General features: G+C 71.2%; 14 protein-coding genes, 1 tRNA gene and 1 rRNA gene. 4 read left to right on the top strand and 12 right to left on the bottom strand.

Annotated elements, in window-relative coordinates; all coding sequences use genetic code 11:
- The first annotated feature begins 33 nt into the window (after positions 1 to 33).
- From ACFYP4_RS00080 to ACFYP4_RS00070, 3 genes are all read left to right on the top strand, one after another.
- The gene (locus ACFYP4_RS00080) at positions 34 to 5,157 is read left to right on the top strand and encodes an ATP-dependent helicase (protein WP_388781218.1); all 5,124 of its coding nucleotides are present in this window, start codon (positions 34 to 36) and stop codon (positions 5,155 to 5,157) included.
- Positions 5,158 to 5,208: 51 nt separating this feature from the next.
- Complete coding sequence (locus ACFYP4_RS00075) at positions 5,209 to 6,054, top strand: Fpg/Nei family DNA glycosylase (protein WP_388781215.1); 846 nt, start codon at positions 5,209 to 5,211, stop codon at positions 6,052 to 6,054.
- 142 nt (positions 6,055 to 6,196) lie between these two features.
- On the top strand, positions 6,197 to 6,958 hold the full coding sequence (locus ACFYP4_RS00070; RefSeq protein ID WP_388781212.1) for an SDR family NAD(P)-dependent oxidoreductase: 762 nt from the start codon (positions 6,197 to 6,199) through the stop codon (positions 6,956 to 6,958).
- 772 nt (positions 6,959 to 7,730) lie between these two features.
- On the opposite strand, the gene ACFYP4_RS00065 is transcribed toward ACFYP4_RS00070, so the two are convergent.
- From ACFYP4_RS00065 to ACFYP4_RS00025, 9 genes are all read right to left on the bottom strand, one after another.
- Complete coding sequence (locus ACFYP4_RS00065) at positions 7,731 to 8,201, bottom strand: Dps family protein (RefSeq protein WP_388781209.1); 471 nt, start codon at positions 8,199 to 8,201, stop codon at positions 7,731 to 7,733.
- Between the two features lie 208 nt (positions 8,202 to 8,409).
- Complete coding sequence (locus ACFYP4_RS00060) at positions 8,410 to 8,787, bottom strand: helix-turn-helix domain-containing protein (RefSeq protein WP_037620346.1); 378 nt, start codon at positions 8,785 to 8,787, stop codon at positions 8,410 to 8,412.
- 109 nt (positions 8,788 to 8,896) lie between these two features.
- Positions 8,897 to 9,442 carry a CinA family protein gene (locus tag ACFYP4_RS00055; RefSeq protein WP_358855559.1) on the bottom strand — a complete coding sequence of 182 codons (546 nt, stop codon included), beginning with the start codon at positions 9,440 to 9,442 and terminating at the stop codon, positions 8,897 to 8,899.
- Positions 9,439 to 10,137 carry a CDP-diacylglycerol--glycerol-3-phosphate 3-phosphatidyltransferase gene (gene pgsA, locus ACFYP4_RS00050; RefSeq protein WP_358855560.1) on the bottom strand — a complete coding sequence of 233 codons (699 nt, stop codon included), beginning with the start codon at positions 10,135 to 10,137 and terminating at the stop codon, positions 9,439 to 9,441. Before pgsA ends, ACFYP4_RS00055 begins: the two co-directional genes overlap by 4 nt.
- The gene (gene rimO, locus ACFYP4_RS00045) at positions 10,134 to 11,609 is read right to left on the bottom strand and encodes a 30S ribosomal protein S12 methylthiotransferase RimO (RefSeq protein ID WP_388781205.1); all 1,476 of its coding nucleotides are present in this window, start codon (positions 11,607 to 11,609) and stop codon (positions 10,134 to 10,136) included. The genes pgsA and rimO overlap by 4 nt, the downstream gene beginning before the upstream one ends.
- Before the next feature lie 92 nt (positions 11,610 to 11,701).
- Entirely contained in the window at positions 11,702 to 12,556 is an 855-nt protein-coding gene (locus ACFYP4_RS00040) for a RodZ domain-containing protein (protein WP_358855562.1), read from the bottom strand.
- Positions 12,557 to 12,820: 264 nt separating this feature from the next.
- Complete coding sequence (locus ACFYP4_RS00035) at positions 12,821 to 15,574, bottom strand: DNA translocase FtsK (protein ID WP_388781201.1); 2,754 nt, start codon at positions 15,572 to 15,574, stop codon at positions 12,821 to 12,823.
- 179 nt (positions 15,575 to 15,753) lie between these two features.
- Positions 15,754 to 16,437, bottom strand: coding sequence for a two-component system response regulator (locus ACFYP4_RS00030; RefSeq protein ID WP_388781198.1), 684 nt, complete (start codon positions 16,435 to 16,437; stop codon positions 15,754 to 15,756).
- Positions 16,438 to 16,776: 339 nt separating this feature from the next.
- Complete coding sequence (locus ACFYP4_RS00025; protein ID WP_388781195.1) at positions 16,777 to 22,272, bottom strand: HAMP domain-containing protein; 5,496 nt, start codon at positions 22,270 to 22,272, stop codon at positions 16,777 to 16,779.
- Positions 22,273 to 22,614: 342 nt separating this feature from the next.
- On the opposite strand from ACFYP4_RS00025, the gene ACFYP4_RS00020 reads away from it, so the two are divergent.
- Positions 22,615 to 25,362 (top strand): SpoIIE family protein phosphatase, encoded by a 2,748-nt coding sequence (locus ACFYP4_RS00020; protein WP_358855566.1) that lies wholly within the window; start codon positions 22,615 to 22,617, stop codon positions 25,360 to 25,362.
- Positions 25,363 to 25,474: 112 nt separating this feature from the next.
- On the opposite strand, the gene ACFYP4_RS00015 is transcribed toward ACFYP4_RS00020, so the two are convergent.
- The 3 genes from ACFYP4_RS00015 to rrf form a co-directional block, all read right to left on the bottom strand.
- Positions 25,475 to 25,550 (bottom strand) — tRNA-Thr (locus ACFYP4_RS00015).
- Positions 25,551 to 25,634: 84 nt separating this feature from the next.
- Positions 25,635 to 26,297, bottom strand: coding sequence for a DegT/DnrJ/EryC1/StrS family aminotransferase (locus ACFYP4_RS00010; RefSeq protein ID WP_388782627.1), 663 nt, complete (start codon positions 26,295 to 26,297; stop codon positions 25,635 to 25,637).
- A 114-nt stretch (positions 26,298 to 26,411) separates the two neighbouring features.
- Positions 26,412 to 26,504 (bottom strand): 5S ribosomal RNA (rrf, locus tag ACFYP4_RS00005); the annotation flags it as partial.

Raw genomic sequence — 26,504 nt, 5'->3', positions numbered from 1 at the left:
CGCATTGTCAGTGGTCGGGTGCAGGATGGACGCATGGCGAGCTCTGCACACCGAGCCCTCGAGGGCTTCTCCCCCGCGACCCGTGGCTGGTTCACGGGAGCCTTCTCCGCGCCCACCGCCGCCCAGGCCGGGGCGTGGAAGGCGACCCGTGAGGGCTCGGACGTGCTCGTGGTCGCCCCGACCGGCTCCGGCAAGACCCTGGCCGCCTTCCTCGCCGCGCTCGACCAGCTGGCCTCGACCCCGCCACCGGCCGACCCTAGGAAGCGCTGCCGGGTGCTGTACGTGTCACCGCTCAAGGCCCTCGCCGTCGACGTGGAGCGCAATCTGCGCAGCCCCCTGACCGGCATCCGGCAGGAGGCGGTCCGGCTCGGCATGCCCGAGCCGGAGGTGAAGGTGGGCATCCGCTCCGGAGACACCCCTCCCGCCGAGCGCCGGGCCCTGTCCACCCGCCCGCCCGACATCCTGATCACGACGCCGGAGTCGCTGTTCCTGATGCTGACGTCGGCCACGCGCGACGCGCTGACCGGCATCGAGACGGTGATCCTGGACGAGGTGCACGCCGTCGCGGGCACCAAGCGCGGTGCGCATCTGGCGCTGTCCCTGGAGCGTCTCGACGAGCTGCTGCCCAGGCCCGCACGCCGGATCGGCCTGTCGGCGACCGTGCGCCCGGTCGACGAGGTCGCGCGCTATCTGTCACCGCGCCGCAAGGTGGAGATCGTCCAGCCGCCGTCCGGCAAGGAGTTCGACCTCTCCGTCGTCGTCCCGGTGGAGGACCTCGCCGAGCTGGGCGGCTCCCCGGTCGCCGACGGCAAGGAGGGCGCCGAGAAGCCGTCCATCTGGCCGCACGTCGAGGAGCGGATCACCGACCTCATCCTGTCCCACCGCTCGACGATCGTGTTCGCCAACTCCCGTCGCCTGGCGGAGAGGTTGTGCAACCGGCTCAACGAGATCGCCTACGAGCGGGCGACCGGCGAGCCCCTGGACGAGCACCACTCCCCGGCCGAGCTGATGGGCGGATCGGGCGCGGCCCAGGGTGCCCCCACCGTCATCGCCCGCGCCCACCACGGATCGGTCTCCAAGGAGCAGCGCGCGCTCGTCGAGGAGGATCTCAAGGCGGGGCGCCTGCCCGCGGTCGTCGCGACGTCCAGTCTCGAGCTGGGTATCGACATGGGTGCGGTGGACCTGGTCATCCAGGTGGAGTCGCCCCCTTCCGTGGCCTCCGGCCTCCAGCGCGTGGGCCGGGCCGGTCACCAGGTGGGCGCGGTCTCCACGGGCGTCGTCTTCCCGAAGTACCGGGGCGACCTCGTCCAGGCCGCGGTGGTCACCGAGCGGATGCGCACCGGCTCGATCGAGTCCCTCCGGGTCCCCGCCAACCCGCTGGACGTGCTGGCCCAGCAGATCGTCGCCATGACCGCCCTCGACACCTGGCAGTTCGACGACCTCCTCGCCACGGTCCGCCGCGCCGCGCCCTTCGCGGCGCTTCCGGAGTCGGCGTTCACGGCCGTGCTCGACATGCTCGCGGGCCGCTATCCGTCGGACGCCTTCGCGGAGCTGCGTCCGCGCGTGGTGTGGGACCGGGTCGCCGGCACGATCACCGGCCGGCCCGGCGCCCAGCGCCTCGCCGTCACCTCCGGGGGCACGATTCCGGACCGCGGTCTCTTCGGCGTGTTCCTGGCCGGCGCCGACCCCAAGAAGGGCGGCGGCCGGGTCGGTGAGCTCGACGAGGAGATGGTCTACGAGTCCCGGGTCGGTGACGTCTTCACGCTCGGCACCAGCTCCTGGCGCATCGAGGACATCACCCGCGACCGCGTCCTGGTCTCGCCCGCGCCCGGTGTCCCCGGCCGGCTGCCGTTCTGGAAGGGCGACCAGCTGGGACGCCCCCTCGAACTGGGCCGCGCGCTCGGCGCGTTCCTCCGCGAGGTCGGTTCCCTCTCCAAGGAGGACGCCCGTCTGCGGCTCCTCGCCGCCGGACTCGACGACTGGGCCACGGACAACGTCCTGTCGTACCTGGCCGAGCAGCGTGAGGCCTGCGGGCACATCCCGGACGACCGCACCATCGTCGTGGAGCGCTTCCGTGACGAACTGGGCGACTGGCGGGTCGTCGTGCACTCCCCGTTCGGCGCCCAGGTGCACGCCCCCTGGGCGCTCGCGCTCGGCGCCAGGCTGTCCGAGCGGTACGGCATGGACGCCCAGGTCATGCACGCCGACGACGGCATCGTGCTGCGGCTGCCCGACGCCGACTTGATGGGCCTGGACCTCCTCGACCAGGAGCCCGTCAAGCTCGGCAGGGAGTACGACGCCGAGCGGGCCCCCATCGGCGCCGCGGACGTCACCTTCGACAAGGGCGAGGTCGACCAGGTCGTCACCGACCAGGTCGGTGGCTCGGCGCTGTTCGCGTCGCGGTTCCGCGAGTGCGCCGCCCGCGCGCTGCTGTTGCCGCGCCGCAGTCCCGGCAAGCGCACCCCGTTGTGGCAGCAGCGTCAGCGAGCGGCCCAGCTGCTCCAGGTGGCAAGCGAGTTCGGCTCCTTCCCCATCGTCCTGGAGGCGGTCCGCGAATGCCTCCAGGACGTCTTCGACGTGCCGGGTCTCACGGAACTGATGGGCGACATCGAGTCCCGCAAGGTGCGCCTGGTCGAGGTCACCACTCCGGAGCCGTCGCCGTTCGCCCGCTCGCTGCTGTTCGGTTACGTCGCCCAGTTCCTGTACGAGGGCGACTCGCCCCTCGCCGAGCGCCGCGCCGCCGCCCTGTCCCTGGACTCTCGGCTGCTGGCCGAGCTGCTCGGCCAGGCGGAGCTGCGCGAGCTGCTCGACGCCGACGTGCTGACCGAGCTGGAGCAGGAGCTCCAGTGGCTCACCGAGGACCGCCGCATCAAGGACGTGGAAGGCGTCGCGGACCTGCTGCGCGTGCTCGGCCCGCTCACGGACGCCGAGCTGGCCGAGCGCGGTGCCGAACCGCAGTGGGCCCGGGAGCTGGCCGGGGCCCGTCGCGCCATCGGAGTCCGGGTCGCGGGGACCGACCACTGGGCGGCGATCGAGGACGCCGGCCGCCTGCGCGACGCGCTGGGCACGGCACTGCCCGTCGGTGTCCCGGAGGCCTTCACCGAGCCGGTGAAGGACCCGCTGGGTGATCTCCTCGCCCGGTTCGCCCGGACCCACGGCCCGTTCACGTCGGCCGCCGCCGCGGCCCGCTTCGGGCTCGGCACGGCCGTCACCGAGGGGGCGTTGCAGCGGCTCGCGGCCAACGGACGGGTGGTGCAGGGGGAGTTCCATCCCGCGGGCATCGGTCAGGAGTGGTGCGACGCGGCCGTCCTGCGCCGGCTGCGCCGCCGGTCCCTGGCCGCCCTGCGCCACGAGCTGGAGCCGGTGCCGCCCGCCGCGCTCGCCCAGTTCCTGCCCCAGTGGCAGCACGTCGACAGCGGACACGGCCTTCGCGGCGTCGACGGACTGGTCCGTGCCGTCGAGCAGTTGCAGGGCGCGTCGGTGCCGGCGTCCGCCCTGGAGAAGCTGGTCCTGCCCTCCCGCGTCGCGAACTACACACCCGCGATGCTCGACGAGCTGACCGCCGCCGGGGAAGTCGTCTGGGCCGGCGCCGGCGCACTGCCCGGAAAGGACGGCTGGGTCTCGCTCTACCTGGCGGACGCGGCCCCGCTCCTTCTGCCCTCACCGCACCCGCTGGAGCTGACCGCCCTCCACGAGTCCGTCCTGGGCACCCTCTCCGGAGGCTACGGACTGTTCTTCCGCCAGATCGCCGACCAGGTCCGCGCCACCACCCATCCCGACGTCACCGATCCCCGACTGGCCGACGCCGTCTGGGACCTGGCCTGGTCCGGCCGCCTGACGAACGACACCCTCGCGCCGATGCGTTCCGTCCTGGGCTCGGGGCGCACCGCCGGTTCCACGGCCCACCGTGCGAAGCGCTCGGTCCCGCGCGGCCGGTACGGCTCCCTGACCGGCGCGGCGCGCCCGCAGTCCCGTACCGGCCCCCCGACCGTCGCCGGCCGCTGGTCGCTGCTGCCCGACCGCGAGGCCGATCCGACGGTGCGCGCCCACGCCCTGGCCCGCACTCTGCTCGACCGCCACGGCGTGGTGACCCGGGGCGCCGTCGCCGCGGAGGGCGTCGAGGGCGGCTTCTCCGCGGTCTACCGCATCCTCTCCGCCTTCGAGGAGACCGGGCAGGCCCGTCGCGGCTACGTGGTGGAAGGCCTCGGTGCCGCGCAGTTCGCGATGGACGGTGCGGTGGACCGGCTGCGCGCGGCCGCGAACGCGCGTGACCGGGGCGAAGCGCTGCCTGCCCAGGGCTTCTCGTCCGGCTTCCCGGCCGCGGATCCCGGTTACCAGCCCGATTTCGCCAAGGGATCCCGGGGCGGTTCCGACTTCCGGTCGGACTTCCTCGCCGAGTCCCGAGGCGGCCCCGCCTCCCCCGCGACGGACGGCGGCGCCCCCGGGTTCGGTCCTGGCCTCGTCCCCGACTTCCCCGGCGACTTCGCCGGACCCTCCGACCCGCCCGACCACTTCGGTGAGCCCTCCAAGGCCCCCGCCTCTCCCGACGGCCCGGCAGGCTCCGGCTTCCCCGGTGATTCCGGCGCCCCCGGTGACTTCGCCTTCCCCGGCGACCTCGCCCCACCGAACGGGGCCGACCCGTTCGCCACCGGCGCCCGTTCGGCGGGACCCGGCTTCCCCGGCCGTCCCACCGGAAGCCGCGGCCCCGCGATCGGCTCCTATGCGAACGGCGGCGGGCCCGGCGGCCGGAACCGGTCGAACGGAACCTCCCGGGCCGTGGTCCTGGCGGCCGCCGACCCCGCGAACGCGTACGGCGCGGCGCTGTCCTGGCCCGAGCCCCCGACGGGCGCCGGACACAAGCCGGGCCGCAAGGCCGGCTCCCTGGTCGTCCTGGTCGACGGCGAGCTGACCCTCTACATGGAGCGAGGCGGCAAGACCCTGCTGGCCTGGCCGTCCGCGCCCGAGACCGAGGCCACGGACGATCCGCGCCTCCGGGCGGCCGCGGAGGCCCTGTCCACGGCCGCCCGGGCGGGTTCCCTCGGCACGGTCACCGTCGAGCGGATCAACGGCGCCTCCGCGCTCACGTCCCCCTTCGGCACCCTCCTGGAGGGAGCGGGTTTCATCGCCAACCCGCGCGGCCTGCGCCTCCGTGCATGAGTGAGCCGGCGCCACCGGCGCTGTCCCCCGACCCGTGCCACCCTTGAACCCATGCCTGAAGGAGACACCGTCTGGCAGGCGGCGAAACGACTGCACATCGCCCTGGCGGGCAAGGTGCTGACCCACGCCGACCTGCGCGTGCCCAAGTTCGCCACGGCCGATCTCACCGGCCGCGCCGTCCTGGACGTCACGCCGCGCGGAAAGCACCTCCTCACCCGGATCGAAGGCGGCCTGACGCTCCACTCGCACCTGCGTATGGACGGCTCCTGGAAGGTCTTCGAGAACGGGCGGCGCTGGTCCGGCGGCCCCGCCCACCAGATCCGCGCCGTCCTCGGCAACGCGGACCGCACGGCCGTCGGCTACCGGCTCCCCGTACTGGAGCTGTTGCGCACCGCCGACGAGGACCGTGCCGTCGGCCACCTCGGTCCGGACCTGCTGGGCCCCGACTGGGACCCCGACACGGCCCTGGCCAACCTGTTGCGCGAGCCCGGCCGGGCCCTCGGCGAGGCCCTGCTCGACCAGCGCAATCTCGCCGGAATCGGCAACGTCTTCAAGAGCGAGCTGTGCTTCCTCCTCGGCGTCACCCCCTGGCTGCCCGTCGGCGAGCTTCCCGCCGAGCGCACCGCCTACCTTCCGGCGCTCGCCCAGAAACTCCTCGAGGTCAACAGGGAACGCCCGGACCGCCAGACCACGGGCCTGCGCGAGCAGCGGCTGTTCGTGTACGGGCGGGCGTCCCGTCCCTGCCTGCGGTGCGGGACCCGAATCCGCCTGGCCAACCAGGGCGACGGCTCCCGCGAGCGGCCCACCTACTGGTGCCCGTCCTGCCAGACGGGCCCCACACCGCCGCGCACGACCCCCCGGGCCGCGGGACCCTCGACCCGCACCGCACCCCGCTGAACCTCCGGTAGGTCAAAACCCTTCGTGAACAGCCACGCCCGGCGCGCCCCCGCACCACCCCGTCCGGCGCGCACCCACCCCACACGACTCCACCCCGCACACATAATTGACGCCCCGTCAGAAATGCTCGTACCGTCCTTGCATGCCCCTCACGGCGTACGACCTCACCGGCCGCACGGCCTTCGTCACCGGCGCCGCGAGCGGTATCGGCCGTGCCTGTGCCGTCCTGCTCGCCCGGGCGGGAGCCGGGGTGCACTGCGCGGACCGCGACGACCGGGGCCTGCACGAGACGGCGGCCCTGATCGAGGACGAGGGCAGCACCTCCCGCGTCCACCGGCTCGACGTGACCGACCGGACCGGCCTGCGGAAGGCCGTCGACTCCTGCGAACGGCTCGACGTCATGGCGGCGGTCGCGGGGATCATGCACAGCAGTCCGGTCCTGGAGACGCGGGAAGAGGACCTGGACCGGGTGTGGAGCGTCAACTTCAAGGGCGTGCTGTACGCCTGCCAGGAGGCCGCTCGCCACATGATCGCGCGGCAGGTACGGGGCAGCATCGTCACGATGGCTTCCGGCGCCGTCGACACCGGAGGGCCCGGCCTGCTCTGCTACGGCGTGGCGAAGGCGGCCGTCGTCCAGCTCACCAGGACGCTGGCGACGGAGATCGGCCCGCACGGGATCCGCGTGAACGCCGTCGCGCCCGGCTGGGTCCGCACGCCCATGACCGACCGGCACGGGGCGACGCAGGCACACACCGAGGCGTTCATGGCCCGGATGTCACCCCTGGGCCGGGTCGGTGAGCCCGAGGACGTCGCCCACGCCGTCCTCCACCTGGCCTCCGACGCCTCCCCCTTCACCACGGGACAGATCCTCCGCCCGAACGGCGGCGTGGCCATGCCCTGGTGAGTCAGGGACAGTCGACGGGGGTACGGGACAGCCACGCCCCGCAGCCCACCACCCACCCCCTCTTGGGTGAGAGTGCGGCGAATCGCGGCGCCCAGCCACCCGGCGGCCACGTCACGGCACCCCAACGCCCCGCCCCGCGAAGTCGCAGCCCCCTTCACCGCCCCCCGATGTCGCAACACTCCCCGGCACTCCGCGCCCCCGCGCCCCGCACCCTCGTGCCCTACATCCCCCGCCCTCCCCCGGACCCTCGTCGCCCCGTCCCGGCCGTCCCGGGACTCCGTGTCGCCCTCTGGTCCGCGACCACCGCCCGTGCAGCCCGCGCCTTCGGCGCGCAGTGCACGGGCAGCAGGCCCAGCCCCCACCCTCCGGCCGCGACGGCTCCCTCCCACACACCTGCGTCAGGAGCCAGCGCGAGCCGGAGGATCCCCCACCACCAAAGCCCCCCGAGCGTCAGCGTCGCCCCCCAGCGCGCTATCCGCCCTGCCATGGCGGCCACCTCCGGCCCGACGCTAGACCGCCGCTCTCGCCGGCCGGGAGGGCGCACCACCGGCACAGAGGCGCACCGCACGCACACACGCGCCTCTTGCTGCCAGGACCCGGGCGCGCCCCAGCATCGGACGCGGGACGTTCTCCTCCACGCGCCCATGACGCGCCCTGCCCACGGGCGCGCCCGGCTTCCCGCACACGCGGGGTCCGCCGTGGCCCGGTACCCGGCGGGTTCCGGGCCACGGCGAGCCCCGACGGTCCGGATCGCCCGCGCTTCACTCCGGCCTCAGCCGTTCTCCGCCTGGAACATCCAGTGGTGCTTCTCCAGATCCGCGGTGATCCCGATGAGGAGGTCCTGGCTGACGGGGTCCGGGTTCTCGGTTGACTTGACCCGTTCCCGCATCCGCGTGATCACGGCGCCCAGCGCTTCCACGAGTGTCCCCACGGCGTCCGCGTCCTTGACCCAGCCGTCGGTGACGGTCCCGATCCCGCTGCCGGCGGCGACCGTCGCCGCGCGGCCGTCGGGTGAGACGCCCAGCGCCGAGGCCCGCTCGGCCACCGTGTCGGAGTGCAGCCGCGCACTGGCCACTACGTCGTCCAGCTGGAGATGGACGGACCGGAACCGCGGCCCGACCACGTTCCAGTGGACCTGCTTGACCACCAGGGACAGGTCCACCAGGTCGACCAGCGCGCCCTGCAGTGCCTCGGACACGATCTTCAGGTCCGCGTCGGACAACGGGCTCTTCACGACGTACATCCGAATCCTCCGATTCAAGATCATTCAGTACGGCCCCGAGCCACCGCCTCTCCACCATGACCGCCCCGGGGCACACCGGCAAACGGGGTTCCGCCGCGCCCGCGGCAAAGCGAGAGCCCCGGCCGGTCCCCTCCGGGTCTCCCCGGAGAAGCCCCGGCCGGGGCTCTCGCTGACGTGGTGCAGTGCAGACCGCGAGGGTCTGTGAACGCTAGGCCGCGACGACGTCGACGGCCTCGGCAGGTGCCTTGATCGTGACCCGCTCCGGTGGCACACCGGTCACGGATACGGAATTGAGCATCGGGCGACGCACCGGTGCGGGCACCGGTTCGGTGGCAGCAGCCGACTGTGCCAGCTCGGCGAGGGCGAGCTCGTCGCTCACTTCCCGCATGAGCTCGGACATCCGTACGTCAAGCGCGTCGCAGATCGCGGAGAGCAGCTCGGAGGATGCCTCCTTCTGCCCCCGCTCCACCTCGGAGAGATAGCCGAGTGAGACTCGGGCGGACGAGGAGACTTCGCGCAGAGTACGGCCCTGGCGCTGGCGCTGCCGACGCAGCACGTCACCCAGCAGGCGACGGAGCAGAATCATCGGTGGCTCCCTCCTCGGACCGCGTAGCCGCATCCTTCACGCCCCACCGTACCGCCTTGCGCCGCGGCCGTGCGGGGAGCGATGTCGTGTTCACTCAGGGCTGCAAACATCAAGTCCCCCCGTTCTGTTCCGTATCCTGTGCCCGCTCGTTTCCGGTGTGTTCGTCCGCGAGCTCCGCGAGGAGCAGCGCGAGTACGCTCCGTACACTCTCCATACGAATTTCCGTACGGTCGCCGTTCAACCGCAGGGACGCCACTTTCCCGCCAAATTCGACATCCGCTCTTTCCGTCATGGGTCCGTCGACGGCGACGAAAACGGTACCGACCGGCTGTCCGTCCTGGCTGTCGGGGCCGGCGACGCCGGTGGTCGCGATCCCCCAGTCCGCGCCGAGTGCCTTGCGGACGCCGGCCGCCATCTGGGCCGCGACCTGCGGATCCACCGCGCCGCGCTCGGCCAGGAGAGTGGCGTCGACCCCGAGCAGTTCATGCTTGAGCGGGGTGGCGTACGCGGTCACGGAGCCTCGGAAGGCCTTGGACGCCCCGGGGGTCCCGGTGATCTCAGCGGCCACCAGGCCACCAGTGAGAGACTCGGCGACGGCGAGCGTCTCGCCCCTCACCGTGAGTAGTCGCAGCACTTCAGCGGCCTCGGACCTCACCGTTCGGCCTCCCCGGCGGTCGCCCGGCGTGCGGCGATTCCCTGCCTGCGCAGCACAATGGCCTGTCTTACGTAGTCGAGTCCCGTCACGACGGTCAGGGCGACCGCCACGGCCATCACCCAGAACCTCAGGCTCGCCAGCGGCCCCGTCAGTGCCAGCACGTACATCCCGACCGCGGTGCCCTGCGCCAGTGTCTTCATCTTGCCGCCGCGGCTGGCCGGAATGACCCCGTAGCGGATCACCAGGAAACGCAACAGGGTGATCCCGAGCTCGCGCCCGAGGATCACCCCCGTCACCCACCACGGCAGATCGCCGAGCGAGGACAGACAGATCAGCGCCGCGCCCATGATCGCCTTGTCGGCGATGGGGTCGGCGATCTTCCCGAAGTCGGTGACCAGGTTGTAGGTGCGGGCCAGGTGTCCGTCGAAGATGTCGGTGATCATGGCGACGGCGAAGGCGGCCCAGGCCCACGCGCGCCACACGGGGTCGTACCCGCCGTCGGCGAGCAGCAGCATCACGAAGCCCGGCACGAGCACGAGCCGGAGCATGGTGAGGAGATTCGCGACGTTCCAGAGGCTGGCCTGGTCGACGGCCGCAGCGCCCAGCTTTCGCACCGGCTTGGTTCCGTCCGGAGCGCCGGGCGTGCCCGGGGCGCTGGGGGAACTGTCCGCCGCGGATGCCGGGACTCCGGTCATCTGCCCGCCTCCTCGGTCCCCACGGACGAGCCCGGGAGCGGCTCGGCCACCAGGTCGACACCTTCCGTACCGACCACCTTCGCCTCGACCATACGACCGACGGTCAGGCCCGCGCTGCTCGTGAGCAGCACCTGGCCGTCCGTCTCCGGAGCCTGGTGGGCGGCGCGGCCGACCGCGCCCTCCTCGTCGTCGATGGACTCGACCAGAACCTCGAGGCTCTCGCCGACGCGCTCCTCGGCGCGCTGCGCGACCAGTTCCTCGGCGAGGCGCGCCACGCGCGCGAGACGCTCGGCGACGACGTCCTCGTCGAGCTTGTTCTCGTAGGTCGCCGCTTCGGTTCCGTCCTCGTCGGAGTACCCGAAGACGCCGATGGCGTCGAGCCGCGCGCCGGTGAGGAAACGCTCCAGCTCGACCAGGTCGGCCTCGGACTCCCCGGGGAAGCCCACGATGAAGTTCGACCGCACGCCGGCCTGCGGGGCCTTGGCGCGGATGGTGTCGAGCAGCTCCAGGAAGCGGTCGGTGTCGCCGAAGCGCCGCATCGAGCGCAGCACGTCGGGGGCGGAGTGCTGGAAGGACAGGTCGAAGTAGGGCGCGATGTTCGGCGTCGAGGTGAGGACGTCGATGAGCCCGGGGCGCATCTCGGCGGGCTGGAGGTAGCTGACCCGCACGCGCTCGATGCCGTCGATCTCCGCGAGCTCGGGCAGCAGCGACTCCAGCAGACGGATGTCCCCGAGGTCCTTGCCGTACGAGGTGTTGTTCTCGGAGACCAGCATGACCTCCTTGACGCCCTGCTCGGCGAGCCAGCGGGTCTCGTTCAGCACGTCGCTGGGCCGCCGCGAGATGAAGGAGCCGCGGAAGGACGGGATGGCGCAGAACGAGCAGCGCCGGTCACAGCCGGAGGCGAGCTTCACGGAGGCGACCGGGGAACCGTCCAGGCGGCGGCGCAGCGGGGCACGCGGGCCGGACACGGGGGCCACGCCCGCCGGCAGGTCCGTGGGCGCGCCGTGGCCGGGCAGGGCGACCTCGTCGCCGGCGGACTGCCGCGCGGCCGGGCTGATCGGCAGCAGCTTGCGGCGGTCGCGCGGGGTGTGCGAGGCGTGGATGCCGCCGTTCAGGATGGTCTGGAGGCGGTCGGAGATGTCTGCGTAGTCGTCGAAGCCGAGTACGCCGTCGGCCTCGGGCAGCGCCTCGGCGAGCTCCTTGCCGTACCGCTCGGCCATGCAGCCCACGGCCACGACGGCCTGGGTTCTGCCGTGCCCCTTGAGATCGTTGGCCTCCAGGAGGGCGTCCACGGAGTCCTTCTTGGCGGCCTCGACGAAACCACAGGTGTTGACGACGGCGACGTCCGCTTGCTCGGCGTCCTCCACGAGGTGCCAGCCGTCCGCCTCCAAACGGCCTGCGAGCTCCTCCGAGTCCACCTCGTTGCGGGCGCAGCCAAGAGTGACGAGTGCGACGGTACGGCGTTCAGGCATGGACTCAAGACTACTTCGTCCCGCCGAGGCCTCATGTCGACGGGGTTGGCCGATCATGGCCAACCCCGTGCGCGCGCTGCCCCTCGGTCCGGTTATCCGACCTCGGGGTCGCCCTTCGTGTAGGTCAGGCGCTCGACCTGGCCCGGCTGGAAGTCGTTCTCGATCTTCTTGCCGTTCACGTACAGCTGGATGGCGCCGGCGTCACCCAGGATGAGGTTGATCTTCGTGCTGTCCTGGAAGGTCTTCGACTGGCCCTTCTTGAGCAGTCCGTCGAAGAGCATCCGGCCGTTGTGGTCCTTGGCGGAGATCCAGCTGCGGCCGTCGGTGGCGCTGACCTGGACGGTCACCTTGTCCTGGGGCGCCGCCGCGATCGCGCTGTCGGTCGGGTCCGGCTTGGGGTCGGTGGGCTTGCTGCGGGTGGGTTTGGCCGCGGTCTTGCCGGCGGTGGGCGTGGACCCCTCGGCGACCTGGGCCGCCGTGCTGTCCCCGTCGTCACCGCCCTTGACCATGGTGAACCCGACGAAGCCGATCACCGCGACGATCGCGGCGACCATGGCGGCGGTCCAGTTCGGCCCGCGTCGCTCCGGGCGGATCCGTTCCGCCTCGAAGAGGGGGGCCGCGGGGGTCGGGGCGGGACGCCCGCCGTGGCCGGCGTCGTACTGCGCGAGGAGGGGGGCCGGATCGAGGTGGACGGCGCGCGCCAGTGTCCGGATGTGACCGCGGGCGTAGACGTCACCGCCGCAGGGCGTGAAGTCGTCCTGTTCGATGGCGTGCACGATGGCGATGCGGACCCGGGTGGCGGTGCTGACGTCGTCGACGGTCAGCCCGGCGTCGATGCGCGCCTGCCGCAGGGCGTGACCGATCGAGGGGCGTTCCGCCTCGCGATCGTCTTCGAACGGACGCTCGTCTTCGGGGGAGTTGCCGTCAGGGGAGTTGCCGATGGACACGGGGGCGCCTTTCGAGCGTGTAGCCACCTGTGCTGGAGGTTCAGTCTAGGGGGGGTACGAAAGGGTGGGGCAACCGGGCGGTGGGACTTTGTACGCCATCAGAATGGCCGGTCATCCTGATGCTGGGACGTGTACCTGTCCCCTCGCTCAACTTGACGTACGCCGAAGGGAAACGGTTGCTCACGGAACCCTTACGGGTAAGTCACGTTCGAATACCCGCCGGGCGCGGATCCACCCCTGGGACGGCCCGTGCGCCCCGTTTCCCTACCCCTCGGTCTCCCCGCGGATCACGGCCAGCACTCCGTCCAGCTCGTCCGCCTTCACGAGCACGTCACGCGCCTTGGAGCCCTCGCTCGGGCCGACGATGTTCCGCGACTCCATGAGGTCCATCAGCCGGCCCGCCTTGGCGAAGCCGACGCGCAGCTTGCGCTGGAGCATCGAGGTGGACCCGAACTGGGTGGAGACGACCAGCTCGGCCGCCTGGCACAGCAGGTCGAGGTCGTCGCCGATGTCCTCGTCGATCTCCTTCTTCTGCTTGGTGCCCACGGTGACGTCGTCCCGGAAGACCGGGGCCATCTGGTCCTTGCAGTGCTGCACGATGGCCGCGACCTCGTCCTCGGTGACGAAGGCGCCCTGCATACGGGTCGGCTTGTTCGCCCCCATCGGCAGGAAGAGTCCGTCGCCCTTGCCGATCAGCTTCTCGGCGCCCGGCTGGTCGAGGATGACCCGGCTGTCGGCGAGCGAGGAGGTGGCGAAGGCGAGCCGGGACGGCACGTTCGCCTTGATCAGACCCGTGACGACGTCCACGGACGGCCGCTGCGTGGCGAGCACCAGGTGGATGCCGGCCGCGCGCGCGAGCTGCGTGATGCGCACGATCGCGTCCTCGACGTCGCGCGGGGCGACCATCATCAGGTCCGCGAGCTCGTCGACGATCACCAGCAGATACGGGTACGGGCTCAGCTCGCGCTCGCTGCCCTCCGGCAGCTTCACCTTGCCGTTCCTGATCGCCTCGTTGAAGTCGTCGATGTGCCGGTACCCGAACGCCGCGAGGTCGTCGTAGCGCAGGTCCATCTCCCGTACGACCCACTGGAGCGCCTCGGCGGCCCGCTTCGGGTTCGTGATGATCGGCGTGATCAGGTGCGGGATGCCCTCGTACGCGGTCAGCTCGACGCGCTTGGGGTCGACGAGCACCATGCGCACGTCCTCCGGGGTCGCGCGCACCATGACCGAGGTGATCAGGCAGTTGATGCAGGACGACTTGCCGGAGCCGGTCGCGCCGGCCACCAGGACGTGCGGCATCTTCGCCAGGTTGGCCATCACGTAGCCGCCCTCGACGTCCTTGCCGAGCGCGACCAGCATCGGGTGGTCGTCCTCGGCCGCGTCCGCGAGGCGCAGCACGTCACCGAGGTTGACCATCTCGCGGTCGGTGTTCGGGATCTCGATGCCGACCGCCGACTTGCCGGGGATCGGGCTGATGATCCGCACGTCCGGGCTGGCGACGGCGTACGCGATGTTCTTGGTGAGCGCCGTGATCCGCTCGACCTTCACGGCGGGGCCGAGCTCGACCTCGTAGCGGGTGACCGTCGGGCCGCGCGTGAAGCCGGTGACGGCGGCGTCGACCTTGAACTCCATGAAGACGTTCGACAGCGAGGCGACCACGGCGTCGTTGGCGGCGCTGCGCGTCTTGCCCGGGCCGCCGCGCTCCAGCAGGTCCAGGGACGGCAGCGCGTAGGTGATGTCCCCGGAGAGCTGGAGCTGCTCCGCGCGGGAGGGCAGTTCACGCGGCGGCTCGGGCGCGGCCTTGGTCAGGTCGGGCACGACGGCGTCGGCCCTGAACGGGTCCTGCTTCGCCGGCTTGGCACTCGCGCCGGGCCGGGCGGCCGGAGCGGTCTTGGCACGCGCGGCCGGGACCGGCGTCGTCTCCTCGTAACCGTCCCGCTCCGGGCTCACGCCCTGCGTGAGGTCGGCCACCAGCGGCGAGGGCGGCATTCCGTGCATGACGGCACCGTCCAGCGCGGCAGCGGCGGCCGCGGCGACGTCGACCGCGTCCATGGGGCGGTCCATGTCGGGCTGCTGCACGGCGGAGCGCCGGGGGCGGCTCCGGCGCTTGGTGAGCGCCTCCTGCTCGACACCGTCCGGGTCGTACGCCTCAGGGGCGCGCGGGCGCCGGGAGCGCGCGGGCAGCGCCTCGCGCCACTGCTCCTCGTAGCGCTCGTCGTCCTCGCCGAAGACGTCCACGTCCTCGGGGGGCGCGAGGATGCCGAGCTTCATGCCGAGCAGGCGCAGCCGCTGCGGAATCGCGTTGACCGGGGTCGCCGTGACGACCAGCAGACCGAAGACGGTCAGCAGCACCAGCAGCGGTACGGCGAGGACGTCGCCCATCGTGAACGTCAGCGGAGTCGCCGCGCCCCAGCCGATCAGTCCGCCGGAGTCCCTTATCGCCTGCATGCCGTCGCTGCGCGCGGGCGCCCCGCACGCGATGTGCACCTGGCCGAGCACGCCGATCACGAGGGCGGACAGCCCGATGACGATGCGGCCGTTGGCCTCGGGCTTCTCCGGGTGCCGGATGAGGCGCGCGGCGACGATGCCGATCAGTATCGGGACGAGCAGGTCGAGCCGGCCGAAGGCGCCGGTCACCAGCATCTCGACGAGCTCGCCGACGGGCCCCTGGAGGTTCGACCACGTACCGGCCGCGGTGATCAGCATGAGGCCGATCAGCAGCAGCGCGACGCCGTCCTTGCGGTGCGCCGGGTCGAGTCCCTTGGCACCCGCCCCTATGCCGCGGAACAGCGCTCCGACGGCGTGCGCGACGCCGAGCCACACGGCGCGTACGAGCCGGTACACGCCCCCGGTCGGACTGGGCGCCGGCCGGGGAGGGGCTTTCCTGACGGCGGCCTTCTTGGCCGGCGCCCGTCTCGGGACGGCTTTTTTGGCGGGGGCCTTCTTCGCCGGAGCCCGCGTCGGAACGACCGCCTTCTTCGCGGGCGGCTTCTTGGCTGCGGGCTGACGTGAGGCCATGGGTGTGAGGTTACCGGTGGAGACGACAGCGGACACGTGTGCCTACTGCTTCACCCGTTCGTGTCGCCCCTGCCGGGGACCGGAACTGACGCCGGTTCACCGGTTCCGCGCCTCGCGCCACACCGAGCCGCGCCGGGGAACGGTTCGTTCCCCGGCAGGCAACCGGCGGGTGCCGCGCGTCAGTTCTGCGAGGAAACCGAAGGAGCGCCGCTCCCGGTACCGGGCTCCAGGGCGTCCAGGGCCCTGCGCAGGCCCGTGAGTTTGCGTTCGAGATGAGCCGCGGTCGCCACCGCGACGGCGTCGGCGGAGTCGTCGTCGAGCTGCTTGGACAGTGCCTCGGCCTGCTCCTCGACGGCCGCGAGCCGCGCGGACAGCTCGGCGAGCAGTCCGGCCGGCTCCTTGGCGTCACCGAGCGCCGCCTTGCCGCCGCCCTCCAGCTGGAGCCGCAGCAGGGCGGCCTGCTCACGGAGTTGGCAGTTCTTCATGTAGAGCTCGACGAAGACGGAGACCTTCGCACGCAGCACCCATGGGTCGAACGGCTTGGAGATGTAGTCCACCGCGCCGGCCGCGTACCCGCGGAACGTGTGGTGCGGGCCGTGGTTGATCGCGGTCAGGAAGATGATCGGGATGTCCCGCGTCCGCTCCCGCCGCTTGATGTGGGCGGCGGTCTCGAAACCGTCCATCCCCGGCATCTGCACGTCCAGCAGGATGACCGCGAAATCGTCGGTCAGCAGCGCTTTGAGCGCTTCCTCCCCTGACGATGCCCGCACCAGTGTCTGATCGAGCGCAGAGAGGATGGCCTCCAGCGCCAGCAGATTCTCCGGCCGGTCATCGACCAGGAGGATCTTGGCCTTCTGCACCATGGCCCGCCCTCCTCGCCCCGGCAGTGCGCCGGGCGCCGCCCCAGGGGACGACTCCCTTGCGCCGCCCGTCCTTGTGCCGGTCATCGTAGCCGCACCCCGCTCGTCGCCACACCCTGTCACCGTGATGTCACTGTGCACGTAGCAGAAACGCGGTAGGAGACCAGAAGGTTCCCCGCATCCCGGGTTCTACACGACTTCGAGCACCGTCAGTCACGCACGTCGGGCGCGTTCCACCATGGGCCCGGGTCGGCACAGGGGCGCGGGGGCGGTCCCGGCGGGTGATCCGGATCACCCGGCCCGGCCCCCCTGCCGCTGACACGGTGTAGCGGTGTGCCCGCCTCACTCCCCCCGCATCCACTGCTCCATGACCGAGAGCAGGTGATCCGGGTCGACCGGCTTCGTCACGTAGTCGGAGGCACCCGACTCGAGGGCCTTCTCCCGGTCGCCCTTCATCGCCTTCGCGGTGAGCGCGATGATCGGCAGGCCCGCGAACTGCGGCATCCGGCGAATCGCCGTGGTCGTCGCGTACCCGTCCATCTCCGGCATCATGATGTCCATCAGGACGACCGTCACGTCGTCGTGCTGCTCCAGCACCTCGATGCCCTCGCGGCCGTTCTCCGCGTACAGCACGGACAGGCCGTGCTGCTCCAGGACGCTGGTGAGCGCGAAGACGTTGCGGATGTCGTCGTCGACGATGAGCACCTTCTCGCTGTCGAAGCGGATGCCGGACCTCGGCCGCGGTGTCTCCTGCTGCTGCCCGTCACCCTGCCACCGCTCCGGCGTCGCCCCGGCCGCCGACGGCCCGCCGAGCCCCGGCCGCTGCTCGGCGGCGGGCACCGCCCGGCGCCGCCGCCTGAAGAGCGCGGCGGGACCGTTCTGGGTGTCCTGGTAAGACCTCACCTCGGCCGGCGTCTCGACGCCGGACCCGGCCTGCTCCGCCTCCGACGCGAGCAGTTCCCCCGCTCCGAGCTCCGGCGCCAGCTGCCCGTAGCCCTGCGGCGGCAGTTCACTCGGGTACAGCGGCAGATACAGCGTGAACGTGGAGCCGCGCCCCGGTTCGCTCTGCGCGTGGATCTCCCCGCCGAGCAGCCGCGCGATCTCCCGCGAGATGGACAGCCCGAGCCCCGTACCGCCGTACTTGCGGCTGGTCGTGCCGTCCGCCTGCTTGAACGCCTCGAAGATCACCCGCATCTTGCTCGCCGCGATCCCGATACCGGTGTCGGTCACCGAGAAGGCGATCAGATCACCGTCCGCGTCCCGCAGCGAACCGGACTCCAGAAGCTGCTCCCGGATGGCCACCGGCACGTCCGCGCCCGCCGGCCGGATGACCAGTTCCACCGCTCCCGAGTCGGTGAACTTCACCGCGTTGGACAGCAGGTTGCGCAGCACCTGAAGGAGGCGCTGCTCGTCGGTGTGCAGCGTGGCGGGCAGCTCCGGCGAGACCCGCACGGAGAAGTCGAGCCCCTTCTCCGCCGTCAGCGGGCGGAAGGTCGCCTCCACGTAGTCGACGAGCTGCACCAGGGCGATGCGGGTCGGCGAGACGTCCATCTTGCCCGCCTCGACCTTCGACAGATCGAGGATGTCGTTGATCAGCTGGAGCAGGTCGGAACCCGCGCCGTGGATCGTCTCGGCGAACTCGACCTGCTTCGGAGTGAGATTGGAGTCGGCGTTGTCCGCGAGCAACTTCGCCAGGATCAGCAGGGAGTTGAGCGGCGTACGCAGCTCGTGCGACATGTTGGCGAGGAACTCGCTCTTGTAGCGCATCGACACCGCGAGCTGCTCGGCGCGCTCCTCGAGGACCTGCCGCGCCTCCTCGATCTCGGTGTTCTTGACCTCGATGTCACGGTTCTGCTGGGCCAGCAGCTCGGCCTTCTCCTCCAGTTCGGCGTTGGACTCCTGGAGGGCCTTCTGCCGGTTCTCCAACTCGGCCGACCGCTCACGGAGTTGCTCGGTCAGCTCCTGCGACTGCTTCAGCAGCACCTCCGTCTTCGTGTTGACGGAGATGGTGTTGACGCTCGTCGCGATCATCTCGGCGATCTGGTTCAGGAAGTCCTTCTGGATGTGCGTGAACGGCGTGAACGACGCCAGCTCGATCACCCCGAGGACGGTGCCCTCGAAGAGCACCGGAAGCACGATCACCTGCGCCGGCGGCGCCTCACCGAGCCCGGAGGAGATCTTCAGGTAGCCGCTCGGCGCGTTCTCCACCAGGATCGTGCGCTTCTCCTGCGCCGCCGTCCCGATCAGCGCCTCACCGGGCCGGAACGACGTCGGCATGGAGCCCATCGAGTAGCCGTACGAGCCGAGCATCCGCAGCTCGTACGCCTCCTCGTCCTGGGCGCCCGCGTCCTTGCCGTCCGGCAGCGGCATGGAGAGGAAGAACGCACCGTGCTGCGCGGAGACGACCGGCGTCAGCTCGCTCATGATCAGCGAGGCCACGTCCTCCAGATCGCGCCGCCCCTGCATCAGGGCCGAGATGCGCGCCAGATTGCCCTTGAGCCAGTCCTGCTCCTTGTTGGCGATGGTGGTGTCGCGCAGGTTGGCGATCATCTTGTTGATGTAGTCCTGAAGCTCCTGGATCTCGCCCGAGGCGTCCACGTCGATCTTCAGGTTCAGGTCGCCGCGGGTCACCGCGGTCGCCACGCGCGCGATGGCGCGCACCTGCCGGGTCAGGTTCCCCGCCATCTCGTTCACCGACTCGGTGAGGTCGCGCCAGGTGCCGTCGACGTCGCGGACCCGCGCCTGGCCGCCCAGCTGGCCCTCGGTGCCCACCTCACGGGCGACGCGGGTGACCTCCTCCGCGAAGGACGACAGCTGGTCGACCATCGTGTTGATGGTGGTCTTGAGCTCCAGGATCTCGCCGCGCGCGTCGATGTCGATCTTCTTCGTCAGGTCGCCCTTCGCGATGGCCGTCGTGACCATCGCGATATTGCGCACCTGACCGGTCAGGTTGGACGCCATCCCGTTCACGGACTCGGTGAGGTCCTTCCACGTGCCGGACACCCCCGGCACGCGCGCCTGCCCGCCGAGGATGCCGTCCGTGCCCACCTCACGCGCCACCCGGGTCACCTGGTCGGCGAACGAACTCAGCGTCTTCACCATGGTGTTGACGGTGTCGGCGAGCTGCGCGACCTCCCCGCTCGCCTCGACCGTCACCTTCTTGGTGAGGTCGCCGTTGGCCACCGCCGTCGCGACCTGCGAGATGTTCCGCACCTGATTGGTCAGGTTGTTGGCCATCACGTTGACGTTGTCGCTGAGGTCCTTCCAGATGCCCGTGACACCCGGCACCCGCGCCTGCCCGCCCAGGTTGCCCTCGGTGCCCACTTCACGGGCCACCCGGGTCACCTGCTCGGCGAAGTTGGAGAGCTGGTCGACCATCGTGTTGACCGTGGTGACCAGTTCGAGGATCTCGCCCTTCGCGTCGACGGTGATCTTCTTCGACAGGTCGCCCTTGGCGACGGCGGTCGTGACCTCGGCGATGTTGCGCACCTGGATGGTCAGGTTGTTCGCCATGAAGTTCACGGACTGCGTGAGGTCCTTCCAGGTGCCGGAGACACCCTGCACCTCGGCCTGCCCGCCGAGGATGCCCTCCGTACCCACCTCACGGGCCACCCGCGTGACCTGCTCGGCGAAGTTCGAGAGCTGGTCCACCATCGTGTTGAGGGTGTTCTTCAGCTCCAGGATCTCGCCGCGCGCGTCCACGTCGATCTTCTGCGACAGGTCACCGCGGGCCACAGCTGTCGCGACCTGCGCGATGTTGCGGACCTGCGCGGTGAGGTTGCCGGCCATGCCGTTCACCGAGTCCGTCAGGTCGCGCCACACACCGGCCACGCCGGGCACCTGTGCCTGACCTCCCAGCCGGCCCTCCGTGCCCACGTCACGGGCGACCCGCGTCACCTGGTCCGCGAACGCGGAGAGCTGGTCGACCATCGTGTTGATGGTGTTCTTCAGCTCCAGGATCTCGCCGCGCGCGTCCACGTCGATCTTCTGAGACAGGTCACCCCGCGCCACCGCCGTCGTCACCTGGGCGATCTGCCTCACCTGCGAGGTCAGGTTGCCCGCCATGAAGTTGACGGAGTCGGTGAGCTCCTTCCACGTACCGGACACGCCGTCCACGCGGGCCTGACCGCCGAGGCGGCCCTCCGTACCTACGTCCCGGGCCATCCGCGTCACCTGGTCCGCGAAGCTCGACAGCTGGTCCACCATCGTGTTCACGGTGTTCTTCAGCTGGAGCATCTCGCCGGACACGTCGACGGTGACCTTCTGCGACAGGTCGCCGTTCGCCACCGCCGTCGTCACCTGCGCGATGTTGCGCACCTGACCGGTGAGGTTGCGGAACGCCGTGTTGACCGAGTCCGTGAGGTCCTTCCACGTACCCGCCGCGCCCGGCACCTGCGCCTGGCCGCCCAGCTCGCCCTCGACGCCGATCTCCCGCGCCACGCGCGTGACCTCGGCACCGAAGGACGACAGCTGGTCGACCATTGTGTTGACGGTGTTCTTCAGCTCCAGCATCTCGCCGGCCACGTCGACGGTGACCTTCTGCGACAGGTCACCGTTGGCCACCGCCGTCGTCACCGCGGCGATGTCCCGCACCTGCGTGGTCAGATTCCGGAAGACCGTGTTCACCGAGTCGGTGAGGTCCTTCCAGGTGCCCGCCGCACCCGGCACGTTCGCCTGGCCGCCGAGCCGGCCCTCGCCGCCGACCTCGTTCGCCACCCGCGTGACCTCGTCGGCGAACGTGCGCAGCGTCTCGGTCATCTGGTTGATCGTCTCGGCGAGCTGCGCGACCTCGCCGCGCGCCGACACCGTCACCTTCTGCGACAGATCACCGCTGGCGACCGCCGTCGTCACCTGCGCGATCCCGCGCACCTGGGCCGTTAGGTTCCCGGCCATCAGGTTCACCGAGTCGGTGAGGTCCTTCCACACTCCCGCCACACCCGGTACCTGGGCCTGGCCGCCGAGTTCACCCTCCGTGCCCACCTCCCGGGCGACCCGCGTCACCTCGGACGAGAAGGACGACAGCTGGTCCACCATCGTGTTGACGGTGTTCTTCAGCTCCAGCATCTCGCCGGCCACATGAACCGTGACCTTCCGGGACAGATCACCCTTGGCGACCGCCGTCGTCACCAGAGCGATGTCCCGCACCTGAGCCGTCAGCCGGTACGCCATCGTGTTGACCGAGTCCGTGAGGTCCTTCCACGAACCGGACATCCCGCGCACCCGCGCCTGCCCGCCCAGCTTGCCCTCCGTGCCCACCTCACTGGCCACTCGCGTGACCTCGTCGGTGAACGTCGACAACTGGTCGACCAGGTTGTTGACCGTGCGCCCGACCTTGAGGAACTCGCCGCGCAGCGGATGGCCGTTGCCGTCCGGAGCCTGCGCCCGCAGCTCCATACGCGGCGACAGATCGCCCTCGGCCACCGCGGACAGCACCCGGCCGACCTCGGAGACGGGCCGTACGAGATCGTCGACCAGCGCGTTGGACGCCTCGATCGCGGCCGCCCAGGAGCCCTCGCAGGCACCCGTCTCCAGCCGCTCGGTGAGCTTGCCCTCACGTCCGACCATGCGCCGCACCCGCGACAGCTCGCCGGTGAGCTGGAGGTTCCGGTCGGCCACCTCGTTGAAGACCGCCGCGATCTCCGACATCACACCGTCGCCGGAGACCGTCAGCCGCTTGCGGAAGTTGCCGTCCCGCATCGAGACCAGGGCGGCCAGCAGCCGGTTCAGCGCGGCCGTGTCCACCGCTGTCGTACCACCGCGCGGTGCACGCCCGCCGCTCGGGGACTGTCCGTCCTTCGCGCGCGTCCTCGTGCCCCGCGTCGCTGCGCCAGACTCCACTGTGTCCCTCCCGCAGGGGTCGACCATTACTGCTCTGCGTGCTCAGGTACTTCCGCTCGGCGTACCGAACGTACCTCTGCCCGGCACACTCGGAAGGTCCTCTGCCTGCCCGGACCTTCCCAAGGAGCATCCCCAGTGTTTCACCCCGGCCGAACCAGGCCATAACAGTTCGGCAGCTCGCACATCGTCCGCACACCCTCCGGACGGAAACACCGGCGACCGGCATCCGCGCGGACCGCGAAGGTAAGTAACCTTGCATGCGGCTGTCCAGCCACGCCGGTTCCGTCCGGACTGGGCGGTGGCACGAGCACGAGCGGGCAGGCATCGGAGGGGCGCCGCACCATGACCACCGGACTGCGTCCCGGGGAAGCACCCCGGGATCCCCGGCCGACGGGGGACCAGCCCCTGCCCCGGCAGGAGCGGGTAGACCACGGAGCCCTGCACGCCGACAACCGGACGAGGAGTTCTGTGATCACCGCGCGCGCGGCCGCCACCTTCGAGCCCCTGGGGCGATCGGTCGCGACCGCCCGCGGGTTCGTACGTGACACCCTCCAGGGCTGGGGCTTCGCCGACATCGTCGACGACGCCGTGGTCCTCACCAGTGAACTGGTCACCAACGCCGTGGTGCACGCCGGCACGTCCGCCGACGTCCTGTGTCTGCGCAGTGACGACGGCGTACGCGTCGAGGTGGCCGACCGCTACCCGGAACGCGAGATCCCGCTCCAGGGGACCTCCGCGGGCATGGGCAGCCCCGACCGGGAGGGCGGCCGCGGCCTCCAGCTCTGCGGGGCCCTGGCCGACCGCTGGGGCGTCGAGTACACGCCCACCCGGAAGCGGGTCTGGTTCCAGCTCGACCTGCCCGAGCGCGCGGTGGGCACCCGCACCGCCGGTCCCGCCCTCCCCGCCGCGCTGCTCCCCCTCGCCGACGGCCGGGTACGCGTCGCCGTCGTCCAGATCGACCGCACCGGCGCCATCACCGCCTGGAACGAGGACGCCGAGGAACTCTTCGGATACACGGCGGAGCAGGTCACCGGCAAACCGCTCACGGACCTCGCCGCCTGGCCGCACACCCCCGGCACCAGCACCGGCATCGTCGAGGCCCTCCAGCTCTCGCGCTGGGAGGGCAGCTACGGCCTCCGCGGCGCCGACGGCCGCGTGATCGCCGTGTACGCGTCCCACCTGCGCGTCCGCGACACGGGCGGCGAACCCTCGACGGTCTGCCTCCTGGTGCGCAATCACGAACGCGCCGTCCTGCAGACCCCCCTGCGCGGCGCCTCCGCCGACTCCGGCACCATGAGCGAGGGCCAGAGCACCGACCCGTTCGAGGTCTTCATCGGCTCTCCGGCCCCGGACGACCTGGACGGCCTCCTCCAGCGCACGGTGGAGCGCGCCCGCGACATGCTCGACGCCGACTCCGCCTTCCTGCTCCTCGCCACCGACGACGAGACGGAACTGGAGGTACGCGCCTCGACAGGCCTGCCCTCCGCCCGTCAGCGCTTCGCCCGCGTCCCCGTCGAGGCGGGCCCCGGCCGCTACGGCTCGGCCCGCATGCCGGCCGTCCACGACGACCTCGCGGCCGTCCCCGGTGCCGTCCCCCTGCTGAACGGCACCGGAATGCGCTCCGTCGTCACCGTCCCCCTGAAGGTCGAGGGCCGCCTCACCGGCTCCCTCGGTGTCGCCGCCGAGGCGCCCGGCAGGTACTCGAACGAGGAGGCGCTGCGCCTGCAGTTCGCCGCCGACCGCATCGCGCTGGCCGTCGAGTCCGCCCGCCTCGGCGAGCTGGAACGCCTGCGCCGCGGCTCCCTGTCCTTCCTCGTCGAGGCCTCCGACCTCCTCGCCGGCACCCTGGACCGCGACCAGACGCTGGCCCTGATGGCCCAGATGACGGTCCCCACGCTGGCCACCTGGTGCGCTGTCTACACGATCGCCGACCAGTCCTCGGACCCGTATCTCTCGTACGTCCTGCATGAGGACGAGGAGCGCATCGACGGCCTCAAGGCCCTGCTGTCCAAGATCTCGCCGCCCGATCCGGTCCCCACCCCCGGCGCCCGCGTCTGGTCGGCCCCCGCCGAGGCGGCCCACCAGACGGCGCTGCGCACCTCAATGCGCAGTCTCGGCCTGGGCGAGTCCCCGTCGTCGGGCTCCGGCATCGGCACGAACCTCGCCACCGCCGCGGCGGTCGGCGGCGAGACCGTCGTCCTCCCGCTGGTGGCCCGCAACCGCGTCATCGGCATGCTCACGCTCGGCAAGCCGTCGGACGAGCACTTCCGCCAGGAGATCCTGGAGCTGGCGGAGGACCTGAGCCGCCGGGCCGCGCTCGCCCTGGACAACGCCCGCCTGTACTCGGAGCGCACGGCCATCAGCCAGTCCCTCCAGCGCAGCCTGCTGCCGCCCGAACTCCCCGTGATCGACGGCGTGGAGGTCGAGGTCATCTACCGCGCGGCCGGCGAGGGCAACGAGGTGGGCGGCGACTTCTACGACGTCTTCCCGATCCGCGACGGTGCCTACGGCTTCGCCATCGGCGACGTCTGCGGTACGGGCCCGGAGGCTGCTGCGGTCACGGGCCTGGCGCGGCACGCGCTGCGGCTCCTCGCCCGCGAGGGCTTCGGCGGCCCGGCCGTCCTGGAGCGCCTGAACTCCGCGATTCTCGACGAGGGCGCCCGCAGCCGCTTCCTGACGCTCCTGTACGGGGAGTTGTGGCCGCAGGAGGACGGCTCGGCCATCCTCAAGGTGGTCTGCGCGGGGCATCCGCTGCCGCTCCGCCTGCGCCAGGACGGCACGGTCGAACCGGCCGCGGAACCGCAGCCCCTGCTCGGCGTCATGGAGGACCTGGAGCTGTACGAGGAGACGGTGACGCTGGATCCCGGCGATGTGCTCCTCTGCGTGACGGACGGGGTGACCGAGCGTCGTGAGGGCACCCGCATGCTCGGCGACGACGGTCTGGCCGATGTCCTCACCACCTGCACGGGGCTGACGGCCGGTGCGGTGGCGGCGCGCATCATGCGTGCCGTGGAGCGTTTCGCCTCGGACGCCCCGTCTGACGACATGGCGATTCTCGCGATGCGCGTCCCGGGCCTTCAGAGGGACTGACCGACGGACTGTCCCGCCGGCTGTCCGAAAAAGCCGGAAGTCCGATTCGTCGGAGACCCCGAATCGAATACGAAGAAAGGCCCCCGCCCGGATGGGCGGAGGCCTTTTCGTGTGGAGCCCCCAAACGGAATCGAACCGTTGACCTTCTCCTTACCATGGAGACGCTCTGCCGACTGAGCTATGGGGGCCGGTCGCCTTTTCGAGGTTTCCCCCGCGGCAACGGAATAGATCATACCCCGAACAGAACCGTGGACCCAACCAGTCCGCCGTGATCAGAAGGCGGGTTGCAGCAGTCCCCCGAGCGCATTGCACGCGGAGACCAGCCGCTGCATGTCGCGCTTGGTCAGTGAGGCGTCCACGGGCAGGGCGAGCGTCTCGTCCGAGGCGCGCTCGGTCTCCGGGAGACAGACGTCGCGGCGGAACCCGGGCATGCGGTGCACCGGTGTCTTCACGGGCACCCGGCAGTCGATGCCTTTGGCCCGCACCGCCCGCGCGAAGGCGTCCCGGTCGGGCCGCCCGTTGCCGGGCACGCGTACCACGTACTGCTGGTAGGTGTGCCCGTCCGCGCCGTCCGGTGTCCGTACTCCGCTGAGCCGCGCGTCGAGGTAGGCGGCCCGCGCCCTGCGCTGCGCCATCTCGTCGTACGGTGCGTCGGATTCGCCGTGCTCCAGCACCAGGAGGCCGTGCTGCTGTCCGATCCCGTGCAGGCGGGTGATGGCGGCCGGCCGCCCGAAGCGGTGTACGACGACCACGGCAGCGGTCCGCGGGGTCACCACGTCCTCGACCGCGAGGGCGTCCAGGCAGTACGTCGCCGGGTCTATGTCGGCGAACACCGGTATCGCCCCGGCCAGGGTCACGGCCTCGGCGACCTCGACGTTCCCGAAGGCCGGCACGATGACCTCGTCGCCGGCTCCGACACCCGCGGCCCTGAGCATTGCAGCAGTACCCATGCCTCGGATGGTGGTCGCGCAACGTGAACTGCAAGTGACGCACAACAAAAAAGAGCTGGTCCCCGAACCGAAGTTCGGGGACCAGCTCTGTCAAAATTTGTTCGGCGGCGTCCTACTCTCCCACAGGGTCCCCCCTGCAGTACCATCGGCGCTGTAAGGCTTAGCTTCCGGGTTCGGAATGTAACCGGGCGT

This window comes from Streptomyces sp. NPDC005551, from assembly GCF_042871785.1.
Taxonomy (GTDB): domain Bacteria; phylum Actinomycetota; class Actinomycetes; order Streptomycetales; family Streptomycetaceae; genus Streptomyces.
This window is presented reverse-complemented; position numbering and strand designations above follow the sequence as displayed.